The sequence below is a fragment of the Alcanivorax sp. HI0044 genome (assembly GCF_001634945.1).
On sequence record NZ_LWEZ01001843.1, the window covers coordinates 1 to 750 of the forward strand.

At 63.6% G+C, this 750-nt stretch carries 1 protein-coding gene; it reads right to left on the reverse strand.

Features of this window, described 5'->3' with window-relative positions; genetic code table 11:
• The coding region (locus A3730_RS27515) for an aminotransferase class III-fold pyridoxal phosphate-dependent enzyme (RefSeq protein WP_156501408.1) at positions 1-487 on the reverse strand (487 nt) is incomplete at its 3' end.
• Positions 488-750 lie beyond the last annotated feature (263 nt).

The window sequence follows — 750 nt, forward strand, 5'->3', positions numbered from 1 at the left end:
GGGGGAACGGCGCAATGCTGACCCCGGCCATCAGCGGTTGCCAGCCGGTACGCACCTTGCTGGTAGAGGTAGAGGTGGTCAGCGAGGCCGCAGCCAGGGTGCGGCCGTGGAAGCCGCCGCGAAAGGCGATGAGATTGGTGCGGCCGGTGGCCTGGCGTGCCAGGCGAATGGCCGCTTCCACGGACTCGCTGCCGGAGTTGGAAAACGCTACCGCGTCAAGCCCTTTGGGCAGGTGTTCATAGAGCCGGTCGGTGAGGGCCAGCATGTTGGGGTGAGTGACGGTGGCGTACTGGGCGTGAACCAGCTTGGCGACCTGAGCCTGCGTGGCGGCGACCACTTTGGGGTGACAGTGGCCGGTGGAGGTCACGCCGATGCCGGAGGTGAAGTCCAGCCAGCGGTTGCCTTTTTCATCATAGAGCCAGCTACCTTCGCCGCGCTCCGCGCAAATCCCGCTGGACTGAACCAGTAAGGGGGACAAATGACTCATGGTGCCTCCTTTCTCATTGCTCATTGCCGTCGTTGTCTGATGCCTGCGGGATGAAAATACGCCCCGCTGGTGCATTGACGTTACCGGCCCGTGTTACGGAGCCAGCAATGCGTAAAGCCGTTGTCCTGTTTCCCGGGTCCCGTTGGTCAGCGTGGGGTCATTTCCCCCGGCCAGGTCCGCCGTTACCGTGTCATGCAGATGTTGTGCCGCATTGCCCAGAGCCGGGTGGTAAGGGGCGAGCCATTCCAGGGTCATGGCCAGGC